Annotated in this window: 18 protein-coding genes, 4 tRNA genes, 1 other RNA gene and 2 pseudogenes; 13 read left to right on the top strand and 12 right to left on the bottom strand. The window is 72.0% G+C overall.

Going from position 1 to position 26753, the window contains the following annotated elements:
* Nucleotides 1–47: 47 nt before the first annotated feature.
* The 4 genes from ACZ56L_RS05150 to purS all read right to left on the bottom strand — a co-directional run bounded on the left by ACZ56L_RS05150 (nucleotide 48) and on the right by purS (nucleotide 4238).
* Nucleotides 48–899: a sterol carrier family protein gene (locus ACZ56L_RS05150; protein ID WP_471061795.1), complete on the bottom strand. Its 852-nt coding sequence runs from the start codon at nucleotides 897–899 to the stop codon at nucleotides 48–50.
* Nucleotides 900–1015: 116 nt separating this feature from the next.
* The gene (purL, locus tag ACZ56L_RS05155) at nucleotides 1016–3289 is read right to left on the bottom strand and encodes a phosphoribosylformylglycinamidine synthase subunit PurL (RefSeq protein ID WP_471061798.1); all 2274 of its coding nucleotides are present in this window, start codon (nucleotides 3287–3289) and stop codon (nucleotides 1016–1018) included.
* Complete coding sequence (gene purQ / locus ACZ56L_RS05160) at nucleotides 3286–3990, bottom strand: phosphoribosylformylglycinamidine synthase subunit PurQ (protein WP_345220601.1); 705 nt, start codon at nucleotides 3988–3990, stop codon at nucleotides 3286–3288. The genes purL and purQ overlap by 4 nt, the downstream gene beginning before the upstream one ends.
* Nucleotides 3987–4238, bottom strand: coding sequence for a phosphoribosylformylglycinamidine synthase subunit PurS (gene purS / locus ACZ56L_RS05165; protein WP_266651644.1), 252 nt, complete (start codon nucleotides 4236–4238; stop codon nucleotides 3987–3989). Before purS ends, purQ begins: the two co-directional genes overlap by 4 nt.
* 344 nt (nucleotides 4239–4582) lie before the next feature.
* On the opposite strand from purS, the gene ACZ56L_RS05170 reads away from it, so the two are divergent.
* The 8 genes from ACZ56L_RS05170 to ACZ56L_RS05205 all read left to right on the top strand — a co-directional run bounded on the left by ACZ56L_RS05170 (nucleotide 4583) and on the right by ACZ56L_RS05205 (nucleotide 9342).
* Nucleotides 4583–4900: a histone-like nucleoid-structuring protein Lsr2 gene (locus ACZ56L_RS05170; RefSeq protein WP_345220606.1), complete on the top strand. Its 318-nt coding sequence runs from the start codon at nucleotides 4583–4585 to the stop codon at nucleotides 4898–4900.
* A gap of 166 nt (nucleotides 4901–5066) precedes the next feature.
* A tRNA-Gly gene (locus ACZ56L_RS05175) sits at nucleotides 5067–5138 on the top strand.
* A 77-nt stretch (nucleotides 5139–5215) separates the two neighbouring features.
* A tRNA-Gly gene (locus ACZ56L_RS05180) sits at nucleotides 5216–5291 on the top strand.
* 171 nt (nucleotides 5292–5462) lie between these two features.
* Nucleotides 5463–6431 (top strand): ABC transporter ATP-binding protein, encoded by a 969-nt coding sequence (locus ACZ56L_RS05185; RefSeq protein WP_471061805.1) that lies wholly within the window; start codon nucleotides 5463–5465, stop codon nucleotides 6429–6431.
* Complete coding sequence (locus tag ACZ56L_RS05190) at nucleotides 6428–7246, top strand: ABC transporter permease (RefSeq protein ID WP_471061808.1); 819 nt, start codon at nucleotides 6428–6430, stop codon at nucleotides 7244–7246. The genes ACZ56L_RS05185 and ACZ56L_RS05190 overlap by 4 nt, the downstream gene beginning before the upstream one ends.
* A gap of 57 nt (nucleotides 7247–7303) precedes the next feature.
* Nucleotides 7304–8638, top strand: coding sequence for a sensor histidine kinase (locus tag ACZ56L_RS05195; RefSeq protein ID WP_471061811.1), 1335 nt, complete (start codon nucleotides 7304–7306; stop codon nucleotides 8636–8638).
* Nucleotides 8635–9246 (top strand): response regulator transcription factor, encoded by a 612-nt coding sequence (locus tag ACZ56L_RS05200; RefSeq protein WP_345220615.1) that lies wholly within the window; start codon nucleotides 8635–8637, stop codon nucleotides 9244–9246. The genes ACZ56L_RS05195 and ACZ56L_RS05200 overlap by 4 nt, the downstream gene beginning before the upstream one ends.
* Nucleotides 9247–9269: 23 nt before the next feature.
* A tRNA-Gly gene (locus ACZ56L_RS05205) sits at nucleotides 9270–9342 on the top strand.
* A 153-nt stretch (nucleotides 9343–9495) separates the two neighbouring features.
* Here the strand turns inward: ACZ56L_RS05205 and ACZ56L_RS05210 are convergent.
* From ACZ56L_RS05210 to ffs, 6 genes are all read right to left on the bottom strand, one after another.
* Complete coding sequence (locus ACZ56L_RS05210; RefSeq protein ID WP_345220617.1) at nucleotides 9496–10416, bottom strand: phosphoribosylaminoimidazolesuccinocarboxamide synthase; 921 nt, start codon at nucleotides 10414–10416, stop codon at nucleotides 9496–9498.
* 98 nt (nucleotides 10417–10514) lie between these two features.
* Complete coding sequence (locus tag ACZ56L_RS05215) at nucleotides 10515–11993, bottom strand: N,N-dimethylformamidase beta subunit family domain-containing protein (RefSeq protein WP_471061816.1); 1479 nt, start codon at nucleotides 11991–11993, stop codon at nucleotides 10515–10517.
* Nucleotides 11994–12309: 316 nt separating this feature from the next.
* Nucleotides 12310–13950, bottom strand: coding sequence for a M48 family metalloprotease (locus tag ACZ56L_RS05220; protein WP_471061819.1), 1641 nt, complete (start codon nucleotides 13948–13950; stop codon nucleotides 12310–12312).
* 621 nt (nucleotides 13951–14571) lie between these two features.
* On the bottom strand, nucleotides 14572–15849 hold the full coding sequence (purD, locus tag ACZ56L_RS05225) for a phosphoribosylamine--glycine ligase (protein WP_468692347.1): 1278 nt from the start codon (nucleotides 15847–15849) through the stop codon (nucleotides 14572–14574).
* Nucleotides 15850–16584: 735 nt separating this feature from the next.
* A complete protein-coding gene (locus ACZ56L_RS05230) occupies nucleotides 16585–18810 on the bottom strand; it encodes a DNA polymerase III subunit gamma and tau (RefSeq protein WP_471061822.1) in 2226 nt (741 codons plus the stop codon).
* 62 nt (nucleotides 18811–18872) lie between these two features.
* Nucleotides 18873–18969, bottom strand: an RNA gene (ffs, locus tag ACZ56L_RS05235) — signal recognition particle sRNA small type.
* 119 nt (nucleotides 18970–19088) lie between these two features.
* Here ffs and ACZ56L_RS05240 point away from each other — a divergent pair.
* Nucleotides 19089–19173 (top strand) — tRNA-Ser (locus ACZ56L_RS05240).
* Nucleotides 19174–19226: 53 nt separating this feature from the next.
* Here ACZ56L_RS05240 and ACZ56L_RS05245 read toward each other — a convergent pair.
* Both ACZ56L_RS05245 and ACZ56L_RS05250 read right to left on the bottom strand, forming a co-directional pair.
* Nucleotides 19227–20234, bottom strand: a pseudogene (locus tag ACZ56L_RS05245) (tyrosine-type recombinase/integrase); the annotation flags it as partial.
* A 55-nt stretch (nucleotides 20235–20289) separates the two neighbouring features.
* Nucleotides 20290–21204 (bottom strand): transposase, encoded by a 915-nt coding sequence (locus tag ACZ56L_RS05250; RefSeq protein ID WP_471062801.1) that lies wholly within the window; start codon nucleotides 21202–21204, stop codon nucleotides 20290–20292.
* Between the two features lie 242 nt (nucleotides 21205–21446).
* On the opposite strand from ACZ56L_RS05250, the gene ACZ56L_RS05255 reads away from it, so the two are divergent.
* The 4 genes and pseudogenes from ACZ56L_RS05255 (at nucleotide 21447) to ACZ56L_RS05270 (ending at nucleotide 26653) form a co-directional block, all read left to right on the top strand.
* Nucleotides 21447–21920: a hypothetical protein gene (locus tag ACZ56L_RS05255; RefSeq protein ID WP_471061825.1), complete on the top strand. Its 474-nt coding sequence runs from the start codon at nucleotides 21447–21449 to the stop codon at nucleotides 21918–21920.
* A 751-nt stretch (nucleotides 21921–22671) separates the two neighbouring features.
* Nucleotides 22672–23346 carry an ABC transporter ATP-binding protein gene (locus ACZ56L_RS05260; RefSeq protein ID WP_471061828.1) on the top strand — a complete coding sequence of 225 codons (675 nt, stop codon included), beginning with the start codon at nucleotides 22672–22674 and terminating at the stop codon, nucleotides 23344–23346.
* A 92-nt stretch (nucleotides 23347–23438) separates the two neighbouring features.
* Nucleotides 23439–25663, top strand: a pseudogene (locus tag ACZ56L_RS05265) (FtsX-like permease family protein).
* Nucleotides 25664–25951: 288 nt separating this feature from the next.
* The gene (locus ACZ56L_RS05270) at nucleotides 25952–26653 is read left to right on the top strand and encodes a sensor domain-containing protein (protein WP_468692351.1); all 702 of its coding nucleotides are present in this window, start codon (nucleotides 25952–25954) and stop codon (nucleotides 26651–26653) included.
* Nucleotides 26654–26753: the final 100 nt, after the last annotated feature.

The raw sequence follows: 26753 nt of genomic DNA on the forward strand, positions 1-26753 counted from the left end.
ACGGGTGGCGGATCCGGTTCCACTTCCCCCGCGGCAGGCGTTCCCCCTCATCCCAGAATCGGCAGCACCCCCATCAGATCAGCACGCTCGCCACTGGCCTTGACCTGCGCGTTCTCGACGGCGGCGGCCCATTGTGCACGTCCTGTGGCCAGCCGCACCCAGGTCAGCGGGTCGGTCTCCACCACGTTCGGCGGGGTGCCCCGGGTGTGCCTCGGGCCCTCGATGCACTGCACCACCGCGAACGGCGGGATCCGCACCTCGGTGGAGGCTCCGGGGGCCTTCACCGCGAGGGCGTCGGCGAGCAGCCGGGTGCACGCGGCGAGGGCCTGCCGGTCGAACGGGACCTCGACGCCGGTGGCCCGCGCCAGGTCGTCGCTGTGCACGACCAGCTCGACGGTACGGGTGACCAGGAAGTCCGCGAAGCGCATCGCGCCGACCCGGGTGGGGACGACGCGGTCGCCGTCCGCGCCGGGGAGCGCTTCGGCGACGGCGGCGGCGGCCCTCGCGTACAGCTCGGCGACCGGCACGTCCGCGGCGGGCCCCGCGGTGTCCTCGGCCGTCCCCTCCGCGTCCTGGGCGCTCCCCGCCCCGTCCTCGGAGATCCGGACGCCGTGCTTCGCCATGGCGAACGGCCAGTCCAGCAGGCCCACTTCGGCGGCGCCCCGCGCCGGCTCCGCCAGGCTCCGCACGGCCGACTCCAGCGCCGTCGGCACCCGCGCGGCCAGCTCCCGCACCGACCGCTCCCCCACGCCGCCCGGCCGCGCGAGCTGCTCCTCGGAGAGCCCCTCGACGACCTCCCTGACAAGCCCGAACTGCGCGAGCACGGCGGCCCGGATCTTCACCGGGTCGTAGGCGCGCGGCTTCTTGCGGCCGGGCGTGGAGCGAGCGTTCTGTGCCATGTCCCCGAGGTTAGAGGAGGCCACTGACAGCGGCCCCGCGCACCGCACGGGTGCGGCCCCGTCCCCGGTCACCCCGGGACGGGGCCGCACGCGCGAGAACGCCGAACCGGCGGGACTCAGGCCAGCAGGGCCGGAATCGTCGCCTCGTGCGCGTCCTTCAGCTCGCTCAGCGCGATGCTGAACTGCCCCTGGACCTCGATCTCGTCGCCGTCCACGACACCGATGCGCGTCACGGGCAGACCGCGCGCCCCGCACATGTCGTTGAAGCGGAGCTCCTCGCTGCGCGGGACCGACACGACCGCACGGCCCGCCGACTCCGAGAACAGGAAGACGAACGGGTCGAGCCCGTCCGGGACGACCAGCCGCGCGCCCTTCCCGCCCCGCAGGCAGGACTCGGTGACGGCCTGGACCAGCCCGCCGTCGGAGAGGTCGTGGGCGGCGTCGACCATTCCGTCGCGCGAGGCCGAGATCAGGATGTCGGCGAGCAGCTTCTCGCGCGCCAGGTCGACCTTCGGCGGCATCCCGCCGAGGTGGCCGTGCACGACCTCCGACCACGCGGACCCGCCGAGCTCCTCGTGCGTGTCGCCGAGGAGGTACAGCAACTGCCCCTCCTGCGCGAACGCCATCGGCGTGCGGCGCGCGACGTCGTCGATCACACCGAGGACCGCGACGACCGGCGTCGGGTGGATCGCGGTCTCACCGGTCTGGTTGTAGAGGGAGACGTTGCCGCCGGTCACCGGAGTTCCCAGTTCCAGGCAGCCGTCCGCGAGACCGCGGGTGGCCTCGGCGAACTGCCACATCACGTCCGGGTCCTCGGGGGAGCCGAAGTTGAGGCAGTCCGAGATGGCGAGGGGCTTCGCACCGGTCGCCGCGACGTTCCGGTACGACTCGGCGAGCGCGAGCTGGGCGCCCGTGTACGGGTCCAGCTTGGCGTAGCGCCCGTTGCCGTCCGTCGACATCGTGACGCCGAGGCCGGTCTCGGCGTCGATGCGCACCATGCCCGCGTCCTCGGGCATGGCGAGCACCGTGTTGCCCTGCACGAAGTGGTCGTACTGCTCCGTGATCCACGCCTTGGAGGCCTGGTTGGGCGAGGCGACCAGCTTGAGGACCTGCTCGCGCAGCTCGGCGCCGTCGGACGGCCGGGCCAGCTTGTTCGCGTCGTCCGCCTGGAGGGCGTCCTGCCAGGAGGGACGGGCGTACGGCCGGTGGTACGTCGGGCCCTCGTGGGCCACGGACCGCGGCGGCACGTCCACGATCTGCTCGCCGTGCCAGAAGATCTCGAGCTGCGAGCCGTCGGTCACCTCACCGATGACGGTGGCGATGACGTCCCACTTCTCGCAGATCTCCAGGAAGCGGTCGACGTGCTGCGGCTCGACGATCGCGCACATCCGCTCCTGCGACTCGCTCATGAGGATCTCCTCGGGCGAGAGGGAGGAGTCGCGCAGCGGCACGGTGTCCAGCTCGACCCGCATGCCGCCGGACCCGGCCGAGGCCAGCTCCGAAGTGGCGCAGGAGAGACCGGCGCCGCCCAGGTCCTGGATGCCCGCGACCAGCTTCTCCCGGAAGATCTCCAGGGTGCACTCGATGAGGAGCTTCTCCTGGAAGGGGTCGCCGACCTGGACCGCGGGCCGCTTGGCGGGCTTGGCGCCCGCGGCGTCAGCCGCTGATGCATCCGTGAAGGTCTCCGAGGCCAGCACGGAGACGCCGCCGATGCCGTCGCCGCCGGTCCGGGCGCCGTACAGGATGACCTTGTTGCCGGGGCCGGAGGCCTGCGCGAGGTGGATGTCCTCGTGCCTCATGACGCCGATGCAGCCGGCGTTGACCAGCGGGTTGCCCTGGTAGCAGGCGTCGAAGACGACCTCGCCGCCGATGTTCGGCAGGCCGAGGCAGTTGCCGTAGCCGCCGATGCCCGCCACAACGCCCGGCAGGACGCGCCTGGTGTCCGGGTGGTCGGCCGCGCCGAAGCGCAGCGGGTCCACCACCGCGATCGGGCGGGCGCCCATCGCGAGGATGTCGCGGACGATGCCGCCGACGCCGGTGGCCGCGCCCTGGTAGGGCTCGATGTACGAGGGGTGGTTGTGCGACTCGACCTTGAAGGTGACCGCGTAGCCCTGGCCGACGTCGACCACACCGGCGTTCTCGCCGATCCCGACGAGCATGGCGTCGTTGGCCGGGACCTTCTCGCCGAACTGCTTGAGGTGGACCTTGCTGCTCTTGTACGAGCAGTGCTCGGACCACATCACCGAGTACATGGCGAGCTCGGCGCCGGTGGGACGGCGGCCGAGGATCTCGCGGATCTTGGCGTACTCGTCCTCCTTGAGGCCGAGTTCCTTCCAGGGCAGCTCGACGTCGGGCGTCTCGGCCGCGTGCTTGACGGTGTCGAGGCTCATGCGGTGACCAGCTTCTTCAGGATCGAGGTGAAGAATCCGAGCCCGTCGGTACGGCCCGTACCGATCAGGGGCTCGACGGCGTGCTCGGGGTGCGGCATCAGACCGACGACGTTGCCCGCCGCGTTGGTGATGCCGGCGATGTCCCGGAGCGAGCCGTTGGGGTTCACGTACGCGCCGGTGGCCCCGTCGTCGGGCAGGTAGCGGAACGCCACCCGGCCCTCGGCCTCCAGCTCGTCGAGCGTGCGCTCGTCGGCGACGTACCGGCCGTCCATGTTCTTCAGCGGTACGGAGATCTCCTGGCCCTGCTCGTAGTCGAGGGTCCAGGCGGTCTCCGCGTTCTCCACCCGCAGCTTCTGGTCGCGGCAGATGAAGTGGAGGTGGTTGTTCCGGAGCATCGCGCCGGGCAGCAGGTGGGCTTCGGTGAGGACCTGGAAGCCGTTGCAGATGCCCAGGACCGGCAGGCCGGCCTTCGCCTGCTCGATGATCGTGTCCATCACGGGCGAGAAGCGCGAGATGGCGCCGGCCCGCAGGTAGTCGCCGTAGGAGAACCCCCCGGCGAGGACCACCGCGTCGACCTGGTGGAGGTCCTTGTCGCGGTGCCAGAGGGACACCGGCTCGGCCCCGGCGAGGCGGACGGCGCGCAGCGCGTCCTGGTCGTCGAGCGTGCCGGGGAAGGTGACGACGCCGATGCGGGAAGTCACTTCTCCTCCTCCACCTTCACGGTGAAGTCCTCGATGACGGTGTTGGCGAGGAACGTTTCGGCCATCTCGTGGATGCGGGCGAGGGCGGCCTCGTCGACCGGCCCCTCCACCTCCAGCTCGAAACGCTTCCCCTGGCGGACGTCCGCGATTCCCTTGAAGCCGAGACGGGGCAGTGCACGCTGCACCGCCTGTCCCTGCGGGTCGAGAATCTCGGGCTTGAGCATGACGTCGACTACGACGCGTGCCACTGGCACTCCCGGTGTGGTGTGGTGCTTAAGGCGGTTTCCCCAGCGTACCCGCCCAAAAATTCTACGCGGGTAGATATCATCCCGAACGATCACGTTCCGGTATCGGCGCCGACTGCGCGAGGAAAAATCAGGGAAAAAAGCAGCGCCCCGCATTGCCCTCGGACACGCGGACGGAATTGACTGGGCTTCACAATGCAATGCCTCCCCCTGTACAAAGGAATACAAGGGAAAGCAGCATTGCGTTCACCTTGCTTCAAACCCGCAGGAAGGCCACCATCGCCGCACGTCAGCGCGGTGACATCGGTCTCCTGCCGGTACTCGTCCGCCAGGAAGGACCGATATCCGTGGCTCAACGCACAGTGGTCACGCTCTTCGACGACATCGACGGAGGAGAAGCAGCGGAAACGGTGACCTTCGGCCTCGACGGGAAGTCGTACGAGATCGACCTCAATCCCGCCAATGCAAAGAAACTGCGCGCGGCGCTGAAGCCCTACGTGGCGGCGGCGCGAAAGCACGCGAAGTCGGGCAATGTGTACCGGCACACCGCGGTGGCCCCCGACCCCGCCGCCGTGCGCGCCTGGGCCCGGTCGCACCGGATGGAGGTGCCGGCCAGGGGCCGCATCCCGAAGAAGGTCTACGAGGCGTTCACCGAGGCGTCCTGACGAGAACGCGCCATCGGCCGCGCACGACGGCGTCCTGACGGAGCGACAGGTCTCCGGGCGGTCCGCCCGGGGCCGCGGGAACCGATTTGCATCACACCCCGGTACCTGGGCTAAAGTCTGGAGCACGCCGAAGGGCAAGGCCGCAGGGCCTCGCCTCACGCAGCGTGCGGGTGTAGTTCAGTAGTAGAACATCCCTCTTCCAGAGGGAAGGCGCAGTGTGCAATTCCTGTCACCCGCTCTGCATCGCCTGAACCGGTTTCCGGAAGCCCCGGAGCATCGGGTAGGGTGAGCAAGCACCACCAAGCACCACCCCTTGCGGACGTAGCTCAGTTGGTAGAGCGCAACCTTGCCAAGGTTGAGGTCGCCAGTTCGAACCTGGTCGTCCGCTCCAGAAGTCAGAAGGTCCCAGTCGTCACGACTGGGGCCTTCTGCGTTCCCCCGACCGTTCACGACCGGCTGCTCACGACCGGCCGCTCATGACCGATCCGCTCATGACATTTGTCATCGGGAGTCGTGACAGCGCGCACTGCCCCCGGACCCGGGCCGGCGGGAGCCTTGGGACATGACCACCAACGCAGAGCTTGTCATCGACGTCGAGGGGCTCCGGCGGACCTACGCCGGAGGGTTCGAGGCCGTCCGTTCCGTCTCCTTCTCCGTGGCACGCGGCGAACTCTTCGCACTGCTGGGGACGAACGGGGCGGGCAAGACCTCCACGCTGGAGCTGCTGGAGGGCCTGGCCGCACCGAGCGGCGGTTCCGTCCGGGTGCTGGGCCACGACCCGTACACCGAGCGCACGAAGGTGCGCCCGTACGTCGGCGTGATGCTCCAGGAGGGCGGTTTCCCCGCCCAGTTGACGGTGCTGGAGACCGCGCGGATGTGGGCGGGCTGCACGAGCGGGGCGCGTCCGGTCGAGGAGGCGCTGGAGCTGGTGGGTCTCGGCAGGCGTCACGCCGTACGCGTGGTCCAGCTCTCCGGCGGCGAGCGGCGGCGGCTGGACCTGGCCATGGCGGTGCTCGGACGGCCCGAGGTGCTCTTCCTGGACGAGCCGACCACCGGTCTGGACGCCGAAGGGCGGCGGGAGACCTGGGAGTTGGTGCGGGAGCTGCGGGAGCAGGGCACGACCGTGCTGCTGACGACGCACTACCTGGAGGAGGCCGAGGAGCTGGCCGACCGGCTGGCGATCATGCACGGGGGCCGGATCGCCGCCGAGGGGCGGGTGGACGAGGTCGTGGCCGCGCATCCGTCGCGGATCAGCTTCGAGCTGCCGGACGGGTACCACATGGGGGACCTGCCGCCGCTCGGGCATCTGGGCGTCACGGAGCACCGACTGACCGGCCGGAACGTCCAGTTGACGACGCCGGCCCTGCAACGGGCGGCCACCGGGCTGCTGGTCTGGGCGGAGACCGCGGGGGTGGAGCTGCGCGGTCTCGATGTGCGGTCGGCCTCGCTGGAGGAGGCCTTCCTGCACATCGCGCGGGACGCGAAGGCAACGGCGGACACGACGACGAAGGAAGAGGTGGCGGCGCGATGAGCACGACGACGCTGAAGCAGGGCGCACCCGGAACGGCCGCGGCCGCGACGCTCACCACGGCCGCGGGCCGGATGAAGGCCATGGCGCGGGCCGAACTCACCCTGCTGGGACGGAACAAGGCCAGCCTGGTCATGATCCTGGTGATGCCGGTCGTCCTGACCCTCTCCTCCCTGTCGGTCGCCAAGGGCATGGACCTGGAGAAGTACGGGCTGTCGCTCGGCACGATGCTGATTCCGACGGCACTGACGTACGTGATGATCGGCAGCATCTACACCACGCTGGTCGGCACCTACGTCACCCGGCGCGAGGAGCTGGTGCTCAAGCGGCTGCGGACCGGGGAACAGGGCGACATCGAGATCCTGGCGGGCACCTCCGTCGCCGCGCTGGTGGCGGGGCTGGTGCAGAGCGTGCTGCTGCTGGCGGCCGGGGTGCTGCTGCTGGACGCGGAGACGCCGTCCAACGTGCTCTTCGTGGTGGCGGGCATCGTGCTCGGGATCGGGCTCGCGGTGCTGCTGGCGATCGCGACCACGGCGTTCACGAAGAGCGCGGAGGGGGCGCAGCTCACCATCGCGCCGGTGATGTTCCTGTCGATGTTCGGCTCCGGGCTGTTCTTCCCGCTGGAGGCGCTGCCGGACACCGCCGCACGGATCTGCGAACTGCTGCCGTTCTCCCCGGTGGTGGAGCTGATGCGGGGCGGTTGGTCGGGCGGGCTGACCTGGGCCGGGGCGCTGGGCGACGTGGTCGTCGTGGCGGCCTGGACCGTACTGTCGGTGTACACGGCCAAGAAGCGGTTCCACTGGGAGCCGCGGCGGTAGGACATCGGCCACCGTCCCGGTCCGGGGCGGGGGCCGGTTCCGAGGACGGAGACGGGGATGAAGGGCTTCTGGCGGGGGCGCAGCAGGGCCGCGAAGATGGACCTGTACATGCGGGTGACGATGTACTCGCTGCCGTGGTTCATGTGCCTCGGCGTCATGAGTCCCTTCGGCGGTCATCTCGTCCGGGAGCCGGGTCCGGTCGCACTGGCGCAGGGGCTAATGGCGCTGGCCCTGGTGCAGACCGTGCTCTCCATGCACGCCGTCAGGCGCAGTTTCGCCCACCGGCTGCACGGCGCGCCGGCCCCGTGGCGGACCGGCGCGGTGTCCCTGGTGCTGGGTGTCGCCTTCCTCGTCCTGGCCGTGACGCTCCAGGCCACCGGCGGGCTCAGTGCGGGCGGTGACAGCGAGTCGAACTACGTCCTGATGGTGATGTTCGGCCTCAGCACGACCGCTGTCTCCCTGTGCGCCCTGTCGACGGCGCTGCGGCTGACCGTAGGAACGGTCGCGTCGGCGGTGCTGACGGGCGTCGTCGTGGGAACGGTGACGGGGGACCGCCCCCTCGCCGCGGCCACCGGGGTCACGATCGTCCTGGCCGGCCTCTACGGGCTGGGCGCCTTCCGCTCCACGCTCTGGTTCATGTCGCTGGTCTGGCAACTGGACCGGGCCCGGGACACCGAGGCCCGGCTCGCCGTCGCCGAGGAGCGGCTGCGGTTCGGACGGGACCTGCACGACGTGATGGGCCGCAACCTGGCCGTCATCGCGCTCAAGAGCGAGCTCGCCGTGCAGCTCGCCGAGCGGGGCAGGCCCGAGGCGGTGGCGCAGATGGCCGAGGTGCAGCGGATCGCGCAGGAGTCGCAGCGCGAGGTGCGGGCGGTCGTGCGCGGGTACCGTCAGGCCGATCTGCGCAACGAGATCGAGGGCGCGCGCGGGGTGCTGGCCGCCGCCGGGATCAGTTGCGTCGTGGAGGACGGCCTCGCCGCCGAGCTGCCGCCCGGCGTGCAGTCGGCGCTCGGCTGGGTGGTCCGGGAGACCACGACCAACGTCCTGCGGCACGGGAACCCCCGGGTCTGCACCCTGCGGCTGACCTCGGACGGGGTGCGGGCGGTGCTGGTCGTCGAGAACGACGGGGCCGCGGCCGGGGCGACCGTGAGCTCCGCCGGATCGGGGCTCGCGGGGCTGCGCGAGCGGCTCGCCGCGGTGGGCGGCACGCTGGTCGCGGGGGCCGCCGAGGACGGCCTGTTCCGGGTGCGGGCGCAGGTTCCGCTGTCCGCGCCGGACGACACCGACGCACGTACCGGAAAGGAAGGCGAGGGCATGGCCCGGCGAACAGCGGCACCCCGCACAAAGGGGCTCCTCAGGCGTTCGGGCGCGGCGGGGGCGGATGCCGCGTGAGCGCCGTACGCGTACTGCTCGCCGACGACGAGCACCTGATCCGGGGGGCGCTGGCCGCGCTGCTCGCGCTGGAGGACGACCTGGAGGTGGTCGCGGAGGCGGCGACCGGGCCCGAGGCGCTGGCCATGGCGCTCCAGCACCGGCCGGACGTGGCGGTGCTGGATCTCCAGATGCCGGGGCTGGACGGTGTGGCGGTGGCCACATCGCTGCGCACCGGACTGCCCGACTGCAAGACCATGATCGTGACCAGTCACGGGCTGCCGGGGCACCTGAAGAGGGCGCTGGAGGCGGGGGTGCGGGGGTTCGTGCCGAAGACCGTGAGCGCTCAGCGGCTGGCCGAGATCATCCGTACCGTGTGCGCCGGAAACCGTTATGTGGACCCGGAGTTGGCGGCCGACGCGATCGCGGCCGGGGACTCGCCGCTGACCGCGCGGGAGGCCGAGGTGCTGGAGCTGGCGGCGCACGGGGCGCCGGTCGCGGAGATCGCCGAACGGGCCGCGCTGAGCCGGGGGACCGTACGGAACTACCTGTCGTCGGCGGCGTCGAAACTGGGGGCGGAGAACCGGCACGCGGCGGTGCGTCTCGCACGCGAGCGGGGTTGGGTATAGTTGTCCTCGCGCCACGGCGCAACGCGGACGTAGCTCAGTTGGTAGAGCGCAACCTTGCCAAGGTTGAGGTCGCCAGTTCGAACCTGGTCGTCCGCTCCGAAGGAAGAAGGCCCCGGTCATCGCGACCGGGGCCTTCTTCGTGCGCTGCGGGGCCGCCTGCGCGTGCTGCGAGGCCGTCTGCGCGTGCTGCGGGGTCCTTTTCGTGTGCCGCGGGGCCCCGGGGGGCGGCGCCGAGGCCCCTTCGGCGGTCTACGACCAGCTCTGGCCGGTCAGGCGCTCGTACGCCTCGACGTACTTGGCCCGGGAGGCGTCCACGATCTCCTGCGGCAGGGCGGGCGGCGGGTTCTCGGACTTCGGGTCCCAGCCGGAGGCCTCCGAGGACAGCCAGTCGCGGATGAACTGCTTGTCGAAGGACTTCTGCGCGCGGCCGGGCTGCCAGTCGGCGGCCGGCCAGAAACGGGAGGAGTCCGGGGTGAGGACCTCGTCGGCGATGACGAGCTGCGGTTCGTCGTCGCCGGGGTCGGTGGACTCGTAACCGAACTCGAACTTGGTGTCGGCGAGGACGATGCCCCGGTCGCGGGCGATGTCGCGGGCCCTGCCGTACACCGCGAGGGTGGCCTGGCGGAGCTGGGCGGCGGTCTCCGCGCCGACCTGGCGGGCGACCTCCTCGTAGCTCACGTTCTCGTCGTGGTCGCCGACGGCGGCCTTGGTGGCGGGGGTGAAGATCGGCGCGGGCAGCTCGGAGCCGTTCTCCAGGCCCTCGGGGAGGGCGAGACCGCAGACCGTGCGCGATTCCTCGTACTCGACCAGGCCGGAGCCGGTCAGGTAGCCGCGGGCGACGCACTCGACGGGGACCATCCGCAGGGACGTGCAGACGAGGGTGCGGCCGGCCCAGTCGGCGGGGGCGCCCGCGGGGACGTCCGTGGACAGGACGTGGTTGGGGATCAGGTCCGCGAGCTGGTCGAACCACCACAGCGAGAGCTGGGTGAGGATGCGGCCCTTGTCGGGGATGTCGGTGGGCAGCACCCAGTCGAAGGCGCTGGTGCGGTCGCTGGCGACCATCACGAGGTCGCCCGCCTCGTTCTGGTACAGATCGCGCACCTTGCCGGTGTGCAGGTGTACCAGGCCCGGCACCTCGACGGGTTCGGGCTTTACTACGAATCCGGACACGGTTCCTCCCCGTGGATATGGCCAATCGGTGTCGATTCTCCCGTATGCGCGGGGGAAGTCCCCGGCCAGGGTGGGCGGGGCGCGCGAAGAGGGGCCGTTCAGGTGCCTTTGGCGATGCGGTCGAGCAGGTTGGCGGTGGCTTTCTGGATGCGGGGGTCCACGTGGCCGGGGCGGTCGAGGGCGGGGGACCAGGCGAAGGTGCCGGAGGCGAAGACCAGCGCGCCGCTGGGGGAACGGTAGAGGGAGGTCTCCTGGTGGCGCAGGGCGCCTTCGCCGTCGCGGTACGGGGAGTGGGCGAGCAGGATGCGGCCGCGGTGCTCCGGGAGGGGGGAGCGGGGGAAGTAGCGGTCGGCCTCGCCCGCGACCAGGCCCTCGATCTCGTCGCCCTCGCCCGCGCCGGTGTTCTCCCAGAGCCAGTGCTCGGCGTTGCGCACGACGAGCGGGCTCGGCTCGGGGACGCGGCCCGCGTACTGGATGCCCAGCAGTTGCTGCTCGGGCCTGTCGACCTCGCGCCACAGGGCGGCCTTTCCGGGGCCGCGGCGCTTGCGGCAGGACAGCAGGCGGTCGGGGGCCCCGGAGGGGGCGGGGCCCAGCTCGACCTGCCAGTACATGGTGTTGGCCGACAGGAAGACCAGGGAGGTGCCCTCGTCGCGGGCCCGCTCGACGGCCCGGCGCATCGGCACCGACCAGTACTCGTCGTGGCCGGGGAAGACCAGGCCCCGGTACTTGGCGGTGTCGACGCGCCCTGCGTGCAGGTCGCGGGCGTCGGCGTAGGCGAGGTCGTAGCCGTAGCGCTCGGCCCAGCGGATGAAGTCGTAGGCGTGCCCGACGTGCAGGGGCAGGCCCTGGCCGGCGTAGGGGCGGTCGAAGGAGACGGTGGTGGCGGCGTCCTCCTCGCCGAGCAGCCGTCCCCGCTCGTCCCAGGCGTGGTAGAGGCTGGCGCCGGTGCGGCCGTCCTCGGGGAAGAGGTTGTACGCCTGCCAGGTGACGTCCGGGAGGAGCAGGAGGAAGTCGGCGGGGTGGTCGTCGCGGACGGTGAAGGGGACGTGGGTGCGGTGCCCGTCCGCGCTGGTCAGGACGGCGACGTACGCGCCGAGGCTCCAGTACTCGGGGATCTGCAGCCGCCAGGACTGCCACCAGTGGTGGCAGGAGACCGTGCGGTCGACGGCGAGGGGGGCGGGCTGGACGATGCCGGAGAGGCGGGGGCTGGTGTCGACCTTCTGGGCGCCGGCGCCGCCGTAGTGGCCGATCCGGTAGACGTAGACCGAGAACTCCTGCGGCGGGTTGACCGTGACGTGGAAGTCGACGGAGCCGCCGGGCCGGACGGAGCCGGACGAGGTGAAGCCCTTGATCTGGCAGTTCACGTCGTCGGCGGCGCGGGGTCCCGAGGTGCGGCGGGGCGGCGGGACCTTCGCGCCCGTGGCCGGGTCCAGGTCCGCGTACCAGGGGACGACGGTGCCGTCGGCGTCGAAGTACTGGTCGCCGCCGCGCAGCCAGGGCAGGGGGCCCTGCCCGAAGGGGTCCGACACGGCGTGCGCGAGCGCCCCCGAATCCCAGCGAATCTGCTCCACCGCCACGTCGCGCCCCTCCCTGGCTTTCCCCCGGCATCACCGGCCCGCGTTCGGTGCCCGGTGACAACAGCGGTACGTCGGCTGTCAGCTCCAAGGGCCCAGCACATCACATAAAGCACTCACTCCGTCACCGTTCGTCGCGAATTGGCGGGAACCGGAACCTGTTACTCCGTTCGTGGGACTCGTCGGCGGGGCGGACGGGGGTGGGGGCCGGGGGTGTGCGGGGGCGGGGCGGGGCGCGGAGTGGCGTCCGGCGTGGGCCTAGGGATGCCGTCCAGGCCGGCCCCGGGGGCCGCCGCCCGTGCCGGGGGCGAGCGGGGGGTCAGACCAGGCGGACCGGTTTCTCGGGGCGGACGCCCATCTCCGTGAGCCAGCCCCGGAGGGGGCCGGGGTCGCCGTCCTCGACCAGGCTCAGGACCGGCCCCGCGAGGTCACCGCGCCGGACGCCGTCGACCAGCAGGGACGGTCCGTCCAGCCAGTCCAGCCCGGGCGCGGCCCCCGCCGTGTCCACCGCGGCGCAGCACACCATCGCGGTGACGTGGTCGGCGAGCAGGTCCCGCCCGGTCCGGGGCGGCTGGATGGGGAAGACCGGCAGTGGATCGCCGCTCCAGGCCCCGCCGTCCATGAACTCCTGGCCGTCCCCCAGCGCCACCGGCACCGGTGTCGGCGCGGCGGCCTCCTCCCGGGCCGCCTCGGCCGTGATGCCGGCCGCGAGGGCGTCCCTGCGCTCCTCGTCGCTGCGGCCGTCGTCGGGACCGGGGGCTCCGGTGAGCGCTATGGCCTCGGCGGCCAGGTGGTCCATGACGCGGGCCAGCGTGGGCCCCGTACGGTCGCCGCCGCTGCGGCGCGCGCCCAGCCGGTCCAGCACCCGGTGCAGCCGGGCCGCCTCGGTGCGCCACTTCCGGTCGACGACCTCTTCGGGGTACGCCTGCCAGTCGACCGGCGACCAGTCGGGCCCCGCGGCGGCGGGACCGCCGTGGAACAGCCGGGCCGCCAGCAGCGAGGCGGCCTCGTCGACCGCCCCCGGCTCCTCCAGGAGGTCGCACGCGGGCCGCTCCCCCAGCCGGGAGGCGAACCCGTCGGCGAGCCGGTCGCGGCGGGAGAGCTCGGTGAGGGCGGAGACGACCCCGGCGTCGAGCCGGGCGGGCCAGCGGCCCATCCGCCAGGCGGGCAGCGCGACCCGGGTGAGGAGGCGGTCCCAGCCGGCGTAGGCGAGGCCGACCTGCTCCTGGGCGGCGATCCGCAGCCCGTAGTCCACAGCCTGTGCGCGCTCGGACGCGGCGGCGGCGACGCCCCGCTCCAACTGCGTGATGTGCTCGCGGCAGGCCCCCAGGAGGAACCGGGAGATCCGCCCGAGCGGAAGGAGGGCGATGCGGCGCACGACGCCCTGGCCGGGCTTGGCCGCGATCGCGAGAGCCGCGTCGAGCCCCCGGACGAAACGGCGGGCGGCGGCCGTGCCGGGATGCGCGGCGGGTCCCGTACCGGCGACGACGGGGGCGAGGACCGCGCGCAGCTCGGCGACCCGCATCCACCACAGGAAGGGCGACCCGATGACCAGCACCGGGGCGGTCCCGCCGCGTATGGACTCGGCGGCGCGGGCACCGCCGCCCCCGCGCACGGCGGGGTGCGAGCGGTCCTCCAGCCAGCTGTCGCAGTCCGGGGTGAGGGCTATCGCGGAGGGCGCGGGCACGTCGAGCCGCGCGGCGAGGTCCCGTACGAGCCGGTAGAGGTCGGGGGCGGACTTCTCGCTCAGCTCGACCGTGGGCGTCACGGCGGGCCGGGCCCGGGCGACCACGGCGGCCACCACGAGCCCCACGACCAGCACCACCAGGGCGGTCCCGGACACGACCCAGCGGGCCAGGTCCCAGCCCGCGCCCGCAAGCCGCCCGGTGACGCCGCCGGCCAGCAGCACCACGGCCGCGGCGGCGGGCAACAGGGCGGCCGTCAGCGCCCGGCTGCGCACGCGCAGCACGGCGGCGGCCCGGGAACGGGCGGCCTGCGCCCCCAGCTCCGTACCGAACGCTCCGGAATCACGGGGATCACGGGGGTCACGGGGATCGCAGGGATCACTGAGGCCACCGGACGTACCGGAGCCACCGGACCCTGATCCGGAACCACCGGGGGCACCGGAGCCACCAGGGGCACCGAATCCACCAGAGACGCCAGATCCGCCGGAGCCACCGAGGGCACCGGAGTCACCGGAGCCGCCGAAGGGCCCTCCGGTGGCGCCGGGCCCTCCGGGCTCCGCGGCGCCCTCGGAACCAGAACCGGACCGAGAATCGGGGCCAGTGGAACTGGCACCGGAATCAGACACACCGGACACGACCGGATTCACCCCCTCTGCCCTGCTCGCCCGCCAATGGGTTGGTCACATCCCCACTGTGGCACCCGCCACTGACAACGCAATGTCGGTGGGCCAAGTGCCGGAACGCTTGCGCGGCACCCTAGTTGGGGCTTCCGCACGAGTCATCCGGATGGACGAGCCGTCACCCGATGGAATGGCTTTGGGTAAAGGTGCTGGCTTCCCGGGCGAACCCGGGGCTCAGGTGTGCTCCGGTTCGTGTCGTACCTGCTGGGGGCGGCCTCAGCCCTCCGCGGAGACCGCCCGGGCTGCCGCCCCGGCGGCCTTCTCGGCGATGTCCGTACGGTGCTGCGAGCCGTCGAGGCGGATCCGTCCGACCGCACGGTACGCACGGGTGCGCGCCTCGGTGAGGTCGGCGCCGGTGGCGGTCACCGACAGCACGCGCCCGCCGGCGCTGAGGACGGCGTCCCCGTCGCTCCTGGTGCCCGCGTGGAGGACGTAGGCGTACGGCGCGTCCTGTGCGGCGACGTCGGCGAGGCCCTCGACGGGGTCGCCGGTGCGGGGGGTGCCGGGGTAGTTGTGCGAGGCGATGACCACCGTGACGGCGGCGTCGTCGCGCCAGGCCAGCGGCGGCAGGGTGTCGAGCGTGCCGTTGGCTGCGCCGAGCAGGACCGCGGCGAGGGGGGTGCGGAGCCGGGCCAGCACGACCTGGGTCTCCGGGTCGCCGAAGCGGGCGTTGAACTCGATGACGCGCACGCCGCGGGAGGTGATCGCCAGCCCGGCGTACAGCAGCCCGGAGAACGGCGTTCCGCGCCTCCTCAGCTCGTCGACGGTGGGCTGGAGCACGGACTCCATGACCTCGTCGACCAGCTTGGGATCGGCCCACGGCAGCGGCGAATACGCGCCCATGCCGCCGGTGTTGGGCCCCTGGTCCCCGTCCAGTGCGCGCTTGAAGTCCTGCGCGGGCTGGAGCGGGAGCACGGTGGTGCCGTCGGTGATCGCGAACAGCGACACCTCGGGCCCGTCGAGGAACTCCTCGATGACGACGCGCTCGCAGGCCAGGGCGTGCGCCCGGGCCTCTTCGACGTCGTCGGTCACCACGACGCCCTTGCCGGCGGCCAGACCGTCGTCCTTCACGACGTACGGAGCGCCGAAAGCGGCCAGCGCGGAGTCGATCTCCTCGGCCGTGGTGCAGACGTAACTGCGGGCGGTGGGCACCTCGGCGGCGGCCATGACGTCCTTGGCGAACGCCTTGGAGCCCTCCAGTTCGGCGGCTTCCGCGGACGGGCCGAAGACCGGAATCCCGGCTTCGCGCACGGCGTCGGCGACGCCCGCGACGAGCGGGGCCTCCGGGCCGACGACGACGAGACCGGCGCCGAGTTCGGTGGCGAGGCGCGCGACGGCGGCCCCGTCGAGGGCATCGACCGGACGCAGCTCCGCCACTTCCGCGATGCCGGCGTTGCCGGGGGCGCAGTAGAGGGCGGTGACGTCGGGGTCGAGGGACAGAGAGCGGCACAGGGCGTGTTCGCGGGCGCCGCCGCCGATGACGAGGACCTTCACGGGGTGAAGCCTAGGGCCTGGAACGGGAGCCGGTCGCTCCGGGGCTGGAGTTCCCTCCCAGGAGGGTGGGGGTGGGGGGTTGTGGGTTGCTACGAGGGTGGGGGGTGGGCCGTCGGCTGGGGAGGGGGTGGTGGTGCGGGGGCGGCGTGCCCGGGGGTGGGTGCCCGGGGGGGGTGGCTTACGGCGCGGGGTGCGTACCGGGAGGGGGGCATGCCTGGGAGGTGGGTGCTCGGGGGGCGTGCCTGGCAGGTGGCTTACGGCGCGGGGTGCGTGCCCGGGGGGGTGCGTGCCTGGGAGGTGGCTTACGGCGCGGGGGTGCGCGCCTGGGAGGGTGCGTGCCTGTGGGTGCGTGCCCGAGAAGTGGCTTACGGCGCGGGGTGCGTGCCCCGGGAGGCGGGTGTCCGGCGGCCCGTGCCTGGGGCGGTCACCGTCCGGGAGGGCGCCTGCACCTGTCCGGGACGGCCACTGTTCGCAGGAGCCCCTGCCAGAGGCGGCCATGTCGTGGAGCGGTCACTGCCCGAGGGGCCCTGCCCGAGAGGGCCCCTGCCCGGCACAGCCACTACCCGCGAGAGCTCCTGCCAGGGGCGGCCACGCCCCGGGACGGCCATCACCCGAGAGGCCCCTGCCGGGAACGGCCGTGCCCCGCCGGGACGGCCACCGCCCGAGAGAACCATCCCTGGCACGACCAATGCCGAGAGAACCCTCCCCGCACAGCCCACGGCCCCCGCCGCGCCACTACTCGTTGACGAACTCCTCGACGACCGTCGCGCCCAGTTCGCGGACGATCAGGTCATAGCCCGACAGCGCGTCCTCCTGGAGGTCCGGATCGTCGTCCTCCGGTACGTCGTCCTCGGCGGAGACGGGCCTGCGCTGCGGGGCCGGCGCGGACTGCGGCGGGGCCGCGGGGGCCGGGGCGGACGAGTAGGAGGTCTGTGGCGCGGACGCAGGTGCGGGCGCGGGGGCTACGGCCTGAACAGGTGCGTACGACGTCGCCGCCTGCGACACGGGCCCGCCGCCCCCCGGCGCGGCCATGTCCTGCGGCGGGCGCGGTGCGGCGGACGGCGCGGGAGCGCTGCCGCCCCCGAAGCCACCGCCACCGCCGCCTCCGCCGAAGCCGCCACCCCCGCCGAAGCTCCCGCCACCGAACCCGCCGGACGGGCCCGCCGCGGGGCCCCCGCCGGGCCCGCCGGCACCGGCGCCGCCCGCGTCCACGACGGACTCGATCCGCCACTGCACCTGGAAGGACTCGGCGAGCACCTGCTTGAGCACGTCCTCACTGCCGCTGCTCGCGAAGTTGTCGCGGGCGCCGGCGTTCAGGAAGCCGACCTGGAGCGTGGTGCCGTCGAAACCGGCCACCTGGGCGTTCTGGCTGAGCAGGATCCAGGTGAAGCGCCGCTTGTTCTTGACGGCCTCCAGGATGTTCGGCCACATGTTCCGCACCTGGGCGGCGCCCTGCGCGGCCGCCGGGCTGGGCGCGGCCTGCGTCGGTCCGGACGGCGCGACAGCCACCGGTGCCGTGGCCTGCGTCTGCGCGGTGGGCTCGGGCCGTCCCGCCCCGAGAGCGGACGTGGTGGGCCACCCGCCCGGCCGCCGCGCGGGAGCCGGAGCGGGAGCGGACCCCTGCGCCACCGGCGCGGACGCGACCGGGGCCTGCACGGGGGCGGCAGGAGCCACCGGCGCTGCGGGAGGCGCGGAGGGCACCGCCGCAGGAGCCCCGTGCGCCTCGGGTCCCGGAACGTACCCGACAGGCGGCATCCCCTGCATGCCCCCGCCCGCCATGAACGCCCCGCCGCCCGCGCCGGCCCCGCCCCGCTCCAGCCGCTCCAGCCGCGCCTGCACCGACCGCTCGTCGTCGAACGCCGCGGGCAGCAGCACCCGCGCGCAGATCAGCTCGAGCTGCAACCTCGGCGAGGTGGCCCCGCGCATCTCCGTGAGCCCGGAATTGACCAGGTCGGCGGCGCGGCTCAGCTCGGCAGCGCCGAAGACGGAGGCCTGCGCCTGCATCCGCTCGACCACGTCGGCGGGGGCGTCGATCAGCCCCTTCTCCCCCGCGTCCGGAACGGCCGCCAGAATCACCAGGTCCCGCAACCGCTCCAACAGGTCCGCCACGAACCGCCGCGGATCGTTGCCCCCCTCGATGACCCGGTCGACCACCTCGAAGGCAGCCGCGCCGTCCCCGGCCGCGAAGGCGTCCACGACGGAATCGAGCAGCGACCCGTCCGTGTAACCGAGCAGCCCGGTCGCCATGGCGTATGTCACACCGTCGTCGGCGGCGCCGGCCAGGAGCTGGTCCATGACCGACATCGAGTCCCGTACGGACCCGGCCCCGGCCCGCACCACGAGCGGAAGCACACCGTCCGCGACCGGGATGCCCTCCTTGCCGCAGACCTCGCCGAGGTAGTCCCGCAGCGTCCCCGGCGGCACCAGCCGGAACGGGTAGTGATGCGTGCGCGACCGGATGGTCCCGATGACCTTCTCGGGCTCCGTCGTCGCGAAGATGAACTTCAGGTGCTCCGGCGGTTCCTCGACGACCTTCAGCAGCGCGTTGAAGCCCGCCGACGTGACCATGTGCGCCTCGTCGATGATGTAGATCTTGTACCGACTGCTGGCAGGCCCGAAGAACGCCTTTTCCCGCAGGTCACGCGCATCGTCCACGCCACCGTGCGAAGCCGCGTCGATCTCGATGACGTCGATGGACCCGCGCCCGTTCCTCGCGAGGTCCTGGCAGGACTGGCACTCACCGCAGGGCGTGGGGGTCGGCCCCTGCTCGCAGTTCAGGCAGCGCGCCAGGATCCGGGCGCTGGTCGTCTTTCCACAACCCCGCGGCCCGCTGAACAGGTACGCGTGGTTGACCCGGTTGTTCCGCAGGGCCTGCATGAGCGGGACAGTGACATGCTCCTGCCCGATGACCTCGGCGAACGACTCGGGGCGATAACGGCGGTACAACGCAAGGGACGACACACCTACGAGGTTATCGGGACCCACCGACAACCGGCCCCGCCCCGAGAACGCCTCGCCGGAAACGCAAAGACCCCCCACGCACCCGCCAGAGCCAACCTACCCTTGCTGCCTTCCGGCCCTGGGGGAGTTCAGTCAGATAGCGCCACGTGAGGGGCTGGACCCCACCCTAGCGGATCGCCCCCGCCCCTGACGACCCGGGCCCACCTGCGAATCCTCCGGGACCCCCGCCCGGGGAAGGCGGTCGCAAGCACCCCTCAACGTCTTGTATTGTTTGCGGCGGAGGATTCGCCTAGTGGCCTAGGGCGCACGCTTGGAAAGCGTGTTGGGGGCAACCCCTCACGAGTTCGAATCTCGTATCCTCCGCAGGCAGAAGGCCCGGACCGTGAAAGCGGTTCGGGCCTTCGTCTTTCTCCGTCTCAGTCCGGGTCCGGCAAGCCCCAGAGCGCGACGCCCACCTGATCGGCCACCTTCTTCAGCATCGGACCGGTGACGTGCATGCACCGGGCGCGCATCCGAGCGGCACCGCCAGGCTCTCAGCCCATGATTGCGTCGACCGCCACATCGGGGGCCCGAGCAGGAGCAGGACCGTCGCGGCCGTGTGACGTGCATCGTGCAGTCGCCCGTCTCGTACCCCAGCGTCCTCCAGCAGTTGCTTCCACCGGTGGTAGTCGGTGTTCGGGATCAGCGGTGTCCCGGTCTCTGAGGCGAAGACGTACCCCTTGTCCTCCCAAAGGTCCCCGGCTTCCTGCCTCTCCCTCTCCTGATCTTCCTTGTGCTTGAGAAGAATCTTGGTCACCGGGTCGGGCAGGCCGATCGTCCGACGCCCGGCGCGGGACTTCGTGTTCTTGAACTCCCGCCGGGTCTGTTCGCGCTTCGGGCAGCACCCGGGCTTGCGACCACAGGTGTCGCCGCAGCCGTGCGCGTACTTCGGGCGCAGCCGGTTCTTCCTCGTGCGGATGTATCCGGCGTCCAGGTAGACGTCCTCCCACTTCAGTCCGAGCGCTTCGCCCTGCCGCAGACCGAGAACCAGGGCCACGACCCACCGGGCGCTGTTGCGCAGCTTCGACGCCTCCAGCAAGAGGCTCTGCACTTCCTCGATCGAGTACGGCTCGATGTCCTCTTCTTCGAGACGCGGAGCCTCGGCGATCTCAGCGACGTTCCGCGTGACGTACCCACGCTTGACCGCCTCACCGAGCGCGACCCGGATCGTCCGGTGAACGTGGTGGGCCGTTCCGGCAGCGCTCCCCCGCGTCTGCATCAGCTCGTAGAAGGCTTCCAGGTGTTCCGGCTCCAAGCGCTCCAGCTTGTGAGCCCCCAGGCCCCGGCACCAGGTGAACGCGCACATCTACCTCGTAGCCGTCGTAGCTGTTCTCGCTGACGTACTTCTTGGCAATGTTGTCTACCCAGTGTTCAAGCCAGGTCTTACGAGTTGGTGCGTGATAGCGGGTGAGGCGTCTTTGGTTTGGTCCTGGCGTGTTGTCAGTCGTTGTTGGTTCGGTCGGAGACGAGGCCGGCGATGGCGCGGTAGGTGTCGGGCAGGCGGTCGCGGCGGTGGGTCCAGCGCGTCAGTTGTTTCCAGCGTGCGTGGTCGGCGAGGGCGTGTTCGACGCTGATGCGGTCGGGCGCGTGGTCGTGGCGGTCGCGTTGCCACTGCTCAACTCTGCCGGGCAGTGCTCCCGGCCGGGGCTTTCTGGGTGGTGTGATCGCTTGTCCTCGGTGGTCGCGACTGAGGCCGAGGCAGCCGTCGTCCAGGAGGACCTCGGCGTCGGAGAAGTGCTGGAAACAGACGGCGATGCCCTCATTGCGGGCGGCCGTGGCATCGTGCATACGTGCAGGTCGCAAGGCATCGGTCCATAGAGTGCGGCCCCGCCGGTCGGCGGTCACGGTGGCCTTCATGGTGTTCTGCTTCTTCTTGCCCGAGACGAACGCACGGCGACCGCCGCGGTTGGCCGGCGGTCTGCGGACCTGGATCTCGGTGGCGTCCAGCCGCAGCTCGATGCCTTCGGCCTGGGCGTAGGCGAAAACGTCCGGCAGCGTCCGCAGACGCAGGCCGGGGCGGTCGGGGACCGCGCACCCCCGCTCGGACAGGGGGTGACGTATCTCCCCGATCGCGCGGGTGATGGTGGAGCGGTCGACGCTGAACAGCAGGCCAAGAACCGAGTGCGGCAGATCATGGCGCAGATGGATCAACGTGGCCACCAGCCGGTCGACGAACACCAGCTGGTGACGGGCGCCGGCACCCGCTGCCCGCTTCCTGATCCCGCCTCGTGCAGCATGGCGGCGGCCTTCGGCACCGGCCTGCCACGGCACGGCCAACTCCTCGATCAAGCAAGCCAGATGATGCCGTGAGATTCCAGTGAACAGCCGATGCGCCAGGACCGCCCGATTGACCATGATCGCCACAATCGGATCATGCCACTTGCCAGCAACGATGCCTCACCCGCTATCACGCACCAACTCGTTAGGCAGCCACTTTGGGGCGAGCCTCTACGATCAGGGCCCCAGATTCGGGCTTTGCGGGCAGGTCCAGTGACTGCCCGAATCGCGGCCAGCGTAAGGGTCCCTGATCACTCGCCCCAAAGCAGCTCCAGCCCAAAGCCGCTCCACCGGCCTACGTGGTCCGGCATGATCGGCATATGGCTTCTGAACGCGACCTCTTGGACCTCCTGAGCTCCATAACTGATCATCTTGAGAGAGAGCTCACCAACCCACAACGCCCTGAAACCTGGCCCCCAGCCCTCGAGGTGTCACAGCATGTGGAGCTGGCGCGAGCAGTAGTCCAGCAGCAGCGTGAAGTGCTCGCGGCAATCCAACGATCCAACGAGGAACGCTCAGCCAGCCTTCAGCAGTGGTACCGAGAAGTAGATGATCGCAACGCGCCCACTCTGCGGAACACCGAGAGGGTAAAAGCCTCTGAGCTTGCAGCGGGTGACACCATCCTGATCCAGGCATCGACCGGTAGGTATCGCACGGCCCGCATCACCGCAGTGCAGATCGACACCTACTACAGCCAGGAGGCGGGTCGCCCGATACTGGGGGTCTCTCGAACAGGACGCAGCACGCCGGAACCTTACGACCCGGATCAGACGGTCCTGAGGAAGCGCCGATAGCGCTGAGAGCGATGCGTCACCGTCTCAGTTTCCGTCTCAGTCGCCAAGGTCCAGCAGCGTCCGTTGGCGTACGCAGCCGATTCAACGGACCCGCAGCGGCATGACATGAATGCAGGTGAACGGCTCCGCACCAACTCGGCGCGGCAACGACCAGACTTTGAAAGCGTGTTGGGGGCAACCCCTCACGAGTTCGAATCTCGTATCCTCCGCACCCGCCCAGCAGGGCAGACGAAGGCCCCGACCGGTTTCCGGTTGGGGCCTTCGTCGTGTGGGGGTGCCGTACCTCCGCTGAGAACGCTTCCCAGTGGCACTGCCACAAAGGACAGCGGGACCGGCGTGCCCGTGGGCTGCTCCGCCGGTTGTCCCGTCGTCGCGCCCGAGCCGGCCTCAACGGGCCCAGGAGCAGGCCCGCGGTTCGATCACCGCACTCGTCCGGGTGACTCTCCCCTCCCGAGCCCTCACCCGCCGCACACCGCCACCAGCAGGGCAGTCGTGCTGGGCGGCGCGGGGCCAGTCGGCACTTCACCGTGTGGTGGCAGTCGTACGGCCCGCCATAGTCGCGTACGGCGCTCTCCCGGGCCGACCGGTACGAGGGTGCGGCGCAGCCGCGAGGTGATCAGCGAGGGCTTGCCGCGCCGGGACGGCCCGTCCGTCAGGGGGTGCTCCGACCGGTGGCCGGCGGTCGGCCGACGCGGAGGTCCGGCCGATGCGATCGGCGCGGCCTCCGCCGTACAAGGGAGTTCGCATCACCATGGACGTCATTCTTCGGGCCCGGGGCGTGGACCTGCTCTACGGATCGCAACGGGCCGTCCGTGGTGCGGACTTCGCCCTGTGTCGCGGGGAGGTCGCCGCGGTCATGGGGGCCAGCGGGTCCGGGAAGTCGTCGTTGCTGTACTGCCTGGCGGGGGTGCTCGCGCCGTCGAAGGGGGTGGTGTCTTTCGAGGGGGTCGCGTTCTCCGGGCTCTCCGACGACGCGTTGAGCACCCTGCGGCGTGAGCGCTTCGGGTTCGTCTTCCAGTACGGGGAGTTGTTGCCCGAGCTCACGGTCGAGGAGAACGCCGCCTTGCCGTTGCGTCTCGCGGGGCAGCGCAAGGCCCCGGCGCATGCGGCGGCGGGCGAGGTGCTGGAGCGGTTGGGGCTCGGGGAGCTGAAGCAGCGGCGGCCTTCTCAGGTGTCCGGTGGGCAGAGCCAGCGGGTGGCGGTCGCGCGGGCGCTCGTGCACCGGCCGGCCGTGGTGTTCGCGGACGAGCCGACCGGAGCGCTGGACAGTGCCAACGCCGCCGCCGTACTGGAGGAGTTCCTGCGTCTGGCGCGCTCACAGGGCACGGCGGTGGTGATCGTGACGCACGACGCGGACGTGGCCGCCCACGCCGACAGCCAGTACACGATGACCGACGGCGTCCTCACCCAGCGGGTGGCGGTGTGAAGGCCGCGCGGCCGTCCGGCACGAGCACCGTTCTGCTCGGACTGCGGCTGCTGTGGTCCGGCGAACGCACGGGGCGGGTCCGCTTCCTGCTGATGTCGCTCGGGTGCTCGCTCGGGGTGGCCTGCCTGGCCGCCGTGCTGACCATTCCGGCCATCCTCTCCGCCCACGACGGGCGTTCCGCCGCCCGCGCCCCGCAGGACGTTCCCGAGGTGATGCACGCCCGGTCGGCCGCCGACACCCTCTTCCTCACCCGCCAGGACCCGTACGGCGCGCAGCCGTTCACGCGCGTCCTCGTCGCCCGCCCGGTCGCAGGACCCGCCCCCGTGCCGCCCGGCCTGGAGCGGCTTCCCGCGCCCGGCGAGGTGTACGTCTCGCCCCGGCTGCGCGAAGTCCTGGCCGCCGAACCCGGCCTCGCGGGGCTCCTGCCCGGACGTGTCACCGGGACCATCGGGGCGGCCGGGCTCGCCGGGCCCGACGAGCTGTACGCCTACCTCGGGCAGACCCGGGCAGGGATTCCGCGCGACGCACGCCCGTTGGCCTCCTTCGGGTCCTCGCACTCCCCGTCCCCCGCCGTGGACGCCTCCACCCTCGACATCCTGCGCTTCACCCTGGCCTGCCTGGTCCTGCTGCCACTCGCCGTGTTCCTGTCCGTGTGCGCGCGGCTGTCCGCCGAGTCGCGGTCCCGCAGGCTCGCCTTGCTGCGGCTGCTCGGCCTCAGCATCAAGGGAACCCTGCGCGTCAACGCGGTCGAAACCGTCGCCGCCGCGCTCCTCGGCGCACTGCTCGGAATCGGCGCGTACCTCCTCGTCAACGAGGTCGTGGCCCGCGTCGGCCTGCCCGGGCTCCGGTGGTACGCGGCCGACGGTCGCCCCGCCGCCCCGACCCTGGCCGCATGCCTGCTCGGCTGCCCCGCCCTGGCCTGGTTCGTCGGGCGGCACCATGCCCGGGAGGCCGCCCTCTCGCCGCTCAGCGTCCGGCGCAGCGCACACCGCCGCGTCCGTACGGGCTGCTCCTGCTGCTGCCGGGCCTCGGCGTCATCACCGGCTACTGCGTCCTCGGCGCTCTGGGGCGCACCCCCGCCGAGGGCCCCGCCGACGCCGTACTCGTTCCGGCGGCGGTCCTGCTGACCGGTGCCGGGCTCGTCCTCTCGCTCGGCCCCATCACCTCCTGGCTGGCCCGCCGCATCGCCGGACGCGCCCAGTCGCTCCCGCTCACCCTCGCCATGCGCCGCAACGAGGTCGAGCCCGGCAGCTCCCTGCGCGTCGTCACCGGCCTGGTCCTCCTCGTGTACGCCGCCTCGCTCACCCAGGGCGTACTCGTCGAGCTCAGCCAGATCAGCCGGCCGACCTCCCCCACCCAGGAGTACCGGGTCACCCTCGGCGACGTGACCCCGGAGCAGCGCGCCCGCATGGCCCGGGTGGACGGCGTACGCGCGCAGGCCCTGACCGCCGAGTCCTGGATCCCCGACCTGAGCAACCCCGCGCCCCGCATCAACGCCGTCGTCGCCACCTGCGCGCAACTCGCCGCCTTCGCCGACCTGGCCCCCGGCTGCGTCGACGGAAGGGTCCAGCGCCTGACCGACCCCGACACCTCCGAAAACCTCGACGCGCGCCCCGGAGCGGCCTTCCCCTTCCTCCTCCGGCCGTCGGCAGGACCCTCCCCGGCCCGTGCCGAGAAGCTCTCCCTCACCCTCCCGCACGACCGCCTCACCCTTCATGCCCGCCAGCCCTCGGCGCTCACCAGTGCGGACGTACGCATTCCGCCCTCGCTGCTGCCCGCCGGCACACTCCCCGCGAAGGGCGACCTCCTCGTCGTCACCGGCTCCGAACCCACGGCCGTGCGCACCGCGCTCAACGGCATCGGCACCCTCGCCCCCACCGCCGACGTCGAGGCCGTCGGCGTCAACGTCGAGGCCCTGCAACAGATCACCGTCATCAAGAGCCTCCTCGCCTCCGGCATGGTCCTCGGCCTCCTCATCGGCGTCGCCGCCTTCGTCGTGTCCGTCGCGGACCGCGCCATGGAACGCCGAGGGCAGGTCACCGCCCTCGCGCTGCTGGGCGCCCGCCCGGCCACCCTGCGCACCGTCCAGTGCGTGCAGGTCCTGCTCCCCCTCGGCATCGGTCTCGCCGCCGCGCTCGTCGCCGGGCGGCTCGCCGAGTCCAGCTACCTCATCACCGGCGGCGGCGACGTCTTCTGGGACGCGGACGGACTTCCGCTCCTCCTCGCGAGCGCGCTGGGGATGCTGGTGGTCGCGGGGCTCGCGGCTCTCCCGCTCGTACGGCGCCACGTCGACCCGGAGCACATCGGGCGGGACTGACCGGGCTGACCAGGCTGACCGGGCTGACCGGGCTGACCGGGTGCAGGGTGCAGGGTGCCGGGTGCCGGGTGGCGGTCTCGTCCTTGTCCGTGCGGGCGAGGGCTTCCAGGACACGGCGCTCGGTGTCCGAGAGGAGGTGGGAGGCACTCACCGTCGGCAGGGGGGGGTAGCACCACCCCGGATCGGGCAGGCGGCCCCATGTCCTCCGGCCTGGGGATTCGGGATCGTGGTCCTTGTCAACGAACACGTTGCGAACCGTCCCCTCCGCGATGAATTTCGAGGCCCGGCATGACCGCGTACGCCACCGCCCCCGTCTCCTCCCGCACCACCTCCGGTGACGCTCACGAGCTCGAGTTCCTGCGGGCCCCGTTCGCCGGTTCCACCTTCCGCGAGATCGGGTACACGATCACCTCGCTGCCGGTGGCGGTCGTCGGGTTCGTGTTCAGCGTCGCGCTGTTCTCGGCGGGGGCCGGGCTCGCCGTCACCGTTCTCGGGCTGCCGCTGCTGGCCGTGCTGCTCACCGGGGCGCGCGGGCTCGGGGCCGCCGAGCGCGTGCGGGCGCGGCACGGACTGGGGATCGACGTGGCGGGCCCGGCTCCGGTCGTGGCGGAGCGGGACGGGCTCTGGGGCGCGACGCGGGCCCGGCTCACGGACGCCGCCGGGTGGAAGGCGCTGCTGTTCCAGGTGGTGATGTTCCCGTACCGCGTCGTCAGCTTCGTGGTGGCGACGACGTTCCTGGTGACCGGGTGGGTCGTGACGCTGCTGCCCGCGTACAACTGGGTCTTCGGGAAGTACATCGAGGGGTGGGAGGGGTACCGGGTGTACGACTACACCTCCGGCGGCATCCGGCACACGTACGACATCACCTCGCCGATCCAGCTCGCGGCGGCCTCCCTGGTCGGCTTCGCGATCGTGTTCCTGACGCCGAAGGTCGTGCGGGCGCTGACGAACGTCGACCGGGCGGCGGTGCGGGGCCTGCTCGGGAAGTGAGGGCGGAAGAGCCCCTGGCCGGGCGGGTGGACGAAGGGAGGGGCGGGGAGCCGCACGGCTCCCCGCCCCTCCGGTACCGCTCAGGCCCCCCGGGCCGTCA

The organism is Streptomyces sp. NPDC039736 (assembly GCF_055596485.1).